The organism is uncultured Anaerococcus sp. (genome assembly GCF_963510915.1).
Classification (GTDB): domain Bacteria; phylum Bacillota; class Clostridia; order Tissierellales; family Peptoniphilaceae; genus Anaerococcus.
The window spans coordinates 1-5,912 of the sequence record NZ_CAUPHG010000093.1 but is presented as its reverse complement, the minus strand read 5'-3'; the positions used below and the strand labels follow the sequence as shown (position 1 = coordinate 5,912).

Sequence of the window (5,912 nt, the reverse complement as noted above, 5' to 3'; positions counted from 1 at the left end):
GATGAAACTTTTGAAAAGATAGGTGGCAAAAAGGGAGAGGCTTTGCTATTAAATAAAGTCCAAGTCAATCCAAATGCACCAATTGATGGATCAGAAACAACAAAATATTTTAAAAATATGGATAGTTTAAATTACTCCATAACAGAAGATGAAAATTATAATTATTCAATCAAAGTAGATAAATTAATTGATGACACAAAGGACTTTAGGCAAAGAAGACTACCTTTTTATGTGAATTTATATGTTGACTTTGACACATACTTTAAACTTTTAGAAGAATGGAATAAATTTTATTTAAAAAACAACAATGACTTGAGAAGAAACACCTACGAACTTTCAATGAAAGTTGATGAAAATAAGTTAGACGATATAAAGAATGAAGTTAAAGAGAGATTAGATTCATCCATTGCTTACAATGAAACTTATAATTTAACTACAAGCAAAGATGTAGAAGCAAATCGCATGAAAGACGTAAAAACTTTTGGCCTTATGATAATTTCTATTGCAAGTATAATTTTTATTTTAAATATAACCAATGGATATTCTTCTATTAATTTAAGTTTAATGGCAAGAAAAAAAGAAATTGGATCTTTAGTGTCTTGTGGAATAGATGAGGAAGAACTGAAAAACAAATATACAAGAGATTTTATATTAGAAGAAATTAAATCACTGGCAATAGTTTTAATAGTAAGTTTTGCTGCTTTATTTGTAATTTCAAAAATTTCGCCAACATTGGATATGAAAATTTTGTTGTCTTATTTTGAATATAAATATTTCCTTGCTTTTGGAATTTTGATTTATGGTATAAATATTTTAATTTACAAGACAACTTTACAAAATATTTTAAAGATCGATCCCATTGATTTGATAAGAGGATTTGACTAGGAGGGACTTATGAGTAAGAATATTAGTAAGAATTTACAAAAGTCCTGACTCTAAGGGCTTTGGCATAGGACTTGCCATGGCAAAATCAATTGTTGAGGCAAACAATGGAGATATATTTGAAAAAATGGAAAAGATGGTGCGATTTTTAAAATTAAATTTTACAATATACTGGAAAATAGAGAGTTGTAACTTCAGAACTGCTTTTTGCCTCATTAAGACTACAAAAATGTTATCAAAGGTGGTTTTGGAGATATTGAGACTATGTAACTATTGTCAGTTATCCTTGATGCCACGCAAAACGATATAAAAGCACCCAAACTGTTGGAAAAAATACAAGCTATCTGGTCTAATGTTCATTAGACTATTGCGTACACATTTTCGTAAGTGAGGAGAACCCAAATGAGCGAAATAATTAAAGAAGAAAAATGAATCGGTACAAGAGAGACGGCTGAGTATCTTGACGTACAGCCTGCCACCATTCGTGACTGGATTAGCAAGGGCAAAGATATCCTGCTAAAGAAGGTAGGCAAAGCTTGGAAGTTCAAACTATCGGAACTGGGGGAGTGGATTGCCAGCGGGAAAAGCGCATTCAAATTAAGAATGGAGATATTTAGAGGTTATGGCTGTGAAAAAATCGGAATTATACGCACTCCTTTGAGAGGCTTGCAATAAATTAAGAGATGGTTTGGAACCAGCAAGGGTACAAGGATTATGTGCTTGTCTATCTGTTCTTCGAATATGTGTCCGACAGATATAAGGGTCAGCCTTTCGCTGAGTTTACTATCACAAGGGTGTGCCTTTAGGATTTGATTGCCACCAAGGGAAAGAGCGATGTCGGCGAACGGGTGGATAGGATTATTCAGAAGACTCTAGAGGACAACAAGCTTCAGAGTTTTTTCTCGATGTCAGCTTCAACAATCCCGATGAACTTGGCTCCGGCAAGGAACTGGTCGATAAGGTGTCTGGCCTAATTGCCGTATTCCAAAATCCAGCAATTGACTTTAGAAACAATCACGCCAGCGACGATGACATCGTGACAATCTTCGGTCAGGAATAAGACCTTGCAACGGTGGATTTGGCGAGATATGTACGGCCACACCACACTGTGGCGATTGTCCGATATAGGATTGGTGCGGTGGGTGTTAATCTGAAAAAATTGGAGGTTAAGATGGCAAAAGAGATAAATCTGCAAGAGACAACAAGGGAAGCGGCTTACGAATTGTGGATGAAGGCTCCAAATCCAATGGTTACATTTTTCAAGACGTTGGATGTAACAAATCTGGTGAGGTGTAGTAAAAAGAAGCAATAGAAGTTTAACATGCTTATTGATTATTGTATTGGGATGGCTGCAACACCAGTAAAAGAATTCTATGTTTTTCCAGTTGGGGATAAGCTGATTCAGTATGATACCCTTGCAATAAATACAATTGTTAAGAGTAAGAACGATGAAGTAAGCTTATGATAATAGGGGATTGATGGTATTTTAACTTTGGCCAATATCGATGGGAGGCTTATCTGAAAAGGTTAAATACTCCTTTTGGGGATATATCTATAAAAATTAATGATAAAGAAATAAGCTATGAATATAAAAAATGTACGAATGATAGAAGTTGTCCAAATTTATTAGGCCGGTACTTAATAGAAATTACATCTAAACCAACGGGTAAAGAATATAGTATTACTTGTGAAATTACGACGAATCAATTCTTAAAATCAGAAATAGAAAGTGGAGAGATGCTAGAATGTATAGGTTTTTATGGAGAAGAAAGAAGAAAGTTATCCATAGGAGCTTATGGGGAATGTTGGGGTTACGTAGAAGGCAGGCCAATGGAAACAAGAAATGATTACGATATAGAATATAAACCTGATGGCTTGTCTTATCTGGTATTAAAAGAAACTAGAACAGATAAATATTATTTTGCAATCTCATGGATTGACGATGTAGGATACGAAGATCCTATATCTAGTGATGAGCATGATAGAGGTGTAGAGACTTGGTTTGGATCAGACCCAACGATGTTAATTTGATTTAACAGCATTAAAAAAACTAGACACTATTTTCATATGTTTTTAGTAGGTAGAGTATTAACATTTTAAATTTAGTATTCACCCTAAAAGGTACGAGTAAATCGAGGGAAAGACGGGGAGAAGATATCTTCACCGTCTTTTTTTTACTAGGAAGAACAACGGGGGCTTAATATAAAAATTGGAAGAAGTTCCTAAAAAAAGTAAGACCAACAGAAAGACCAATGACTACACCCTTGTTTCTATTAAGGGTTGTAGAATTAGGTCTTTCTGTTTCTGATTTATCCCTATTAACAATTGGACTTGTAAATGATATGTTCACAGAAAAGAATAACGATGAATATAAATACAAAGAAATAGCTACACAAGAAGACTTTGATAAGTTTTAAGTCATCACGAATGATATTGACAAACTATAATTATTGTTTTACAATAATATTCAAAGATAATTATCGTTTTACAATAATTCAATGGGGAGGATCATAATGAGAAAAAGGTTTTTAATAATATCTATTCTTCTTGCTTTTTCTATAGTTTTAACTTCTTGTATTCCAAATACTATGACAGAACAAACGAGAAGTAAAAAAGAAGAAAAGATTGAAATATTTGATTCTAACAATAAAAAAATTGTTGAAACAGAAGAACAAGAAGTTTTAGACTACTTTGGCAATTTAACAGGAATGAGCGTAGAAAATATTAATGATAAAAACTTCGACAATTATTTTAAAGAAATACCAGATGATGCAATAGAGTCTTACCACTTCATGTTAACCAGCAAGAGAAAAGATAAGAAAGCTACAGAGATAGATTTTTATATTTATGAAAACTATCCATATATTACAATGGTAGGAATGCCCATGATTCCATCTTCATTAACTTGGGAACTTTCTAAAGAAGATTTAAATGACCTGAAAGATAAAGTACAAGAATTGAAAGATGCGAATGATAAAAGATAATGCGAAAGTGCTAAGGAAAAGTTATGAAGAGTTTTATTTTCAAAATAGCGATTATATTATCTAAGATTTTAAGATATATTTCATATTTGGGAGCAGGCTTCACATTGCTTGGGAGTATATTAACTCTAATTTTCAAAGATGATGTAATACATTTAGTAGAATCTCAACAATTTAATTTACAAGAAGTTTCTCTTTCTTTTATTATTTATTCATGTTTAAGTGCCGTTATGATATTCATTGTTGCTGGTTTCTCATTGAATAAATTCGAGAAGATTTTAGTGAATTTAGAAAAGAAAGAATATTTTTCAGATTTAAACTCGAAATATTCGAAAAATATTTTAATAGCTATTCTTATTTTGACAATTTGCCAAATTATTTCTAAGCTAGTTTTCAATTATTTTAAAGTGGACAATATTAGCGGTGTTTTTAATTTAACTATTAAGGACTATTTAACGAATATAATTTTTATGGTTATAGCATTTTCATCAATGATTATATTTGATACAGGAAAATCCTTAAAAGAAGATTCGGAAAGTATAATTTGAAAATGAAGGATCAAATAATTATAAATCTAGATCAAGTCTTAAAAAAGAAAAATATGACATCGAAAGAGCTTGCAGGAAGGATAGGAATAACCGAAGCAAATTTATCAATATTAAAAACAGGAAAGGCCAAAGGTATTAGATTTAATACTTTAGCGAGCATCTGTAAGGAGCTTGATTGTCAACCAGGTGATTTACTTGAGTATGATAATGAAGAAGAACGATAATGAAGTTTATATGCAACATATAATGACAACGTGCTGATTATACACGAACATAATCATATAGGAGATGAGGAAATGGCCACAACAAATTTGAATATAAGAACAGATAAAGAAATAAAAGAAGCAGCGGAAAAATCTACTCCAGTTTAGGCTTAAATATGACGACAGTCATTAATATATTTTTAAGGGCGAGTATTAGAGAAAGTGGCATTCCTTTTGATTTAAAATTTAACGTTCCAAGTGATGAAACCATAAAAGCGATTGAAGAAGGAAGAAAGATAGCTAAAGACACGAATGTGACATCCTATGATAATATGGATGACCTGAGGAAAGCTCTTGAAGTATAAAATAAAGTTTACGACGAGATTTAAAAAGGATTAAAAGCAAGCTGAAAAAGCAAGGAAAAGACATTGAAAAGCTGTTTCATATTATTGAGAAAATAGTAATAGACGAAGTTCTTGATGAAAAATATAGAGATCATTAGTAAGGGGGAGACGTTATGAAAAGAGCATCTATATTTAGTTTATTAGCTTTGGTCCTGGCCCTGGTGGCCTGTGGTCCCAAAGAGACCAAAGACCCGGCTCAAGCACTGGCCCAAGACTTTGCCCAGCTCTACCTGGATCAGCTGGACTTTAAGGAAGAGGACTGGAGGCAGCTGGAGAAAGATCTTAGCCAGGTAGGCCAGGTTCTTAGCCTGGATGGTGACTTAGAAACTAGCCAAGAAGCGGCCCAGGGTCTGCCCGCCCTCTATGACCCCTTTAAGGAAGTCATGACCCAGGAGGCACTGGAGACGATGGTGGCCAATGGGGACTACCCCTACTTCCCCCTAAGAGAGACGACCTTGGACCGGGTGGTTCTGGTTTCTGTTACAAGAGTGGATCCGGATGATAATAGATACGACCTGGTCTTTGTCACCAAGAAGGGGGACCGGGAGACCCGGCACGTCCTCAGGGCCACTATTGGCGAAAAAATTTCCTATTTGGAAAGCCCCAGCCAGATCTTTGACATGTGAGGGTAAGTAAAAAGGCTGCTAGCATTACACGAACGAAAAATCCAATGTTAAGAATATGTTAAATCTAACTGTGATTATCCGGCTGAATAGGGTAGAGAAATAGAAGGTATTGAAAAAGCCGGAGAAATATTGATTACAGCTGTGCGTGTTTTCCTAAGAAAGTGGGACATAGTTTTGCAATTAGCAAGTTTCATTTTCTTTTCAAAAATTTCCTTTTCTTCTTTAGTTAGTTTTATTTCTATTCTTTCATTTCTAAATCTATTTGCCA

Annotated in this window: 10 protein-coding genes and 3 pseudogenes; 12 read left to right on the top strand and 1 reads right to left on the bottom strand. The window is 33.8% G+C overall.

The genetic code is table 11. The features are described 5' to 3' along the window. From RQ893_RS07545 to RQ893_RS07490, 12 genes and pseudogenes are all read left to right on the top strand, one after another. Positions 1 to 885, top strand: a pseudogene (locus tag RQ893_RS07545) (ABC transporter permease); the annotation flags it as partial. A gap of 76 nt (positions 886 to 961) precedes the next feature. After that, positions 962 to 1,192: a hypothetical protein gene (locus tag RQ893_RS07540; protein WP_311482420.1), complete on the top strand. Its 231-nt coding sequence runs from the start codon at positions 962 to 964 to the stop codon at positions 1,190 to 1,192. Between the two features lie 122 nt (positions 1,193 to 1,314). After that, complete coding sequence (locus RQ893_RS07535; RefSeq protein ID WP_311482419.1) at positions 1,315 to 1,557, top strand: helix-turn-helix domain-containing protein; 243 nt, start codon at positions 1,315 to 1,317, stop codon at positions 1,555 to 1,557. Positions 1,558 to 2,053: 496 nt separating this feature from the next. Further along, a complete protein-coding gene (locus RQ893_RS07530; protein WP_311482418.1) occupies positions 2,054 to 2,194 on the top strand; it encodes a hypothetical protein in 141 nt (46 codons plus the stop codon). Positions 2,195 to 2,203: 9 nt separating this feature from the next. Beyond that, a complete protein-coding gene (locus RQ893_RS07525; RefSeq protein WP_311482417.1) occupies positions 2,204 to 2,347 on the top strand; it encodes a hypothetical protein in 144 nt (47 codons plus the stop codon). A 272-nt stretch (positions 2,348 to 2,619) separates the two neighbouring features. Then, complete coding sequence (locus tag RQ893_RS07520; protein ID WP_311482416.1) at positions 2,620 to 2,913, top strand: hypothetical protein; 294 nt, start codon at positions 2,620 to 2,622, stop codon at positions 2,911 to 2,913. 221 nt (positions 2,914 to 3,134) lie between these two features. After that, on the top strand, positions 3,135 to 3,299 hold the full coding sequence (locus tag RQ893_RS07515) for a hypothetical protein (protein ID WP_311482415.1): 165 nt from the start codon (positions 3,135 to 3,137) through the stop codon (positions 3,297 to 3,299). Positions 3,300 to 3,395: 96 nt separating this feature from the next. Then, complete coding sequence (locus tag RQ893_RS07510; protein ID WP_068368384.1) at positions 3,396 to 3,866, top strand: hypothetical protein; 471 nt, start codon at positions 3,396 to 3,398, stop codon at positions 3,864 to 3,866. 23 nt (positions 3,867 to 3,889) lie between these two features. Beyond that, a complete protein-coding gene (locus tag RQ893_RS07505) occupies positions 3,890 to 4,411 on the top strand; it encodes a DUF2975 domain-containing protein (protein ID WP_311482414.1) in 522 nt (173 codons plus the stop codon). Between the two features lie 2 nt (positions 4,412 to 4,413). After that, positions 4,414 to 4,635: a helix-turn-helix transcriptional regulator gene (locus RQ893_RS07500; protein WP_180500841.1), complete on the top strand. Its 222-nt coding sequence runs from the start codon at positions 4,414 to 4,416 to the stop codon at positions 4,633 to 4,635. Between the two features lie 72 nt (positions 4,636 to 4,707). Next, positions 4,708 to 4,979, top strand: a pseudogene (locus RQ893_RS07495) (type II toxin-antitoxin system RelB/DinJ family antitoxin). 152 nt (positions 4,980 to 5,131) lie between these two features. After that, the gene (locus RQ893_RS07490; protein WP_311482413.1) at positions 5,132 to 5,644 is read left to right on the top strand and encodes a hypothetical protein; all 513 of its coding nucleotides are present in this window, start codon (positions 5,132 to 5,134) and stop codon (positions 5,642 to 5,644) included. A 149-nt stretch (positions 5,645 to 5,793) separates the two neighbouring features. Here the strand turns inward: RQ893_RS07490 and RQ893_RS07485 are convergent. Further along, positions 5,794 to 5,912 (bottom strand): annotated as a pseudogene (locus RQ893_RS07485) (plasmid mobilization relaxosome protein MobC); the annotation flags it as partial.

Coding starts and splice junctions, on each gene's coding strand:
- RQ893_RS07540 (WP_311482420.1), top strand. CDS start 962: ATGGCAAAATCAATTGTTGAGGCAAACAATGGAGATATATTTGAAAAA.
- RQ893_RS07530 (WP_311482418.1), top strand. CDS start 2,054: ATGGCAAAAGAGATAAATCTGCAAGAGACAACAAGGGAAGCGGCTTAC.
- RQ893_RS07525 (WP_311482417.1), top strand. CDS start 2,204: ATGCTTATTGATTATTGTATTGGGATGGCTGCAACACCAGTAAAAGAA.
- RQ893_RS07520 (WP_311482416.1), top strand. CDS start 2,620: ATGCTAGAATGTATAGGTTTTTATGGAGAAGAAAGAAGAAAGTTATCC.
- RQ893_RS07515 (WP_311482415.1), top strand. CDS start 3,135: ATGACTACACCCTTGTTTCTATTAAGGGTTGTAGAATTAGGTCTTTCT.
- RQ893_RS07510 (WP_068368384.1), top strand. CDS start 3,396: ATGAGAAAAAGGTTTTTAATAATATCTATTCTTCTTGCTTTTTCTATA.
- RQ893_RS07505 (WP_311482414.1), top strand. CDS start 3,890: ATGAAGAGTTTTATTTTCAAAATAGCGATTATATTATCTAAGATTTTA.
- RQ893_RS07500 (WP_180500841.1), top strand. CDS start 4,414: ATGAAGGATCAAATAATTATAAATCTAGATCAAGTCTTAAAAAAGAAA.
- RQ893_RS07490 (WP_311482413.1), top strand. CDS start 5,132: ATGAAAAGAGCATCTATATTTAGTTTATTAGCTTTGGTCCTGGCCCTG.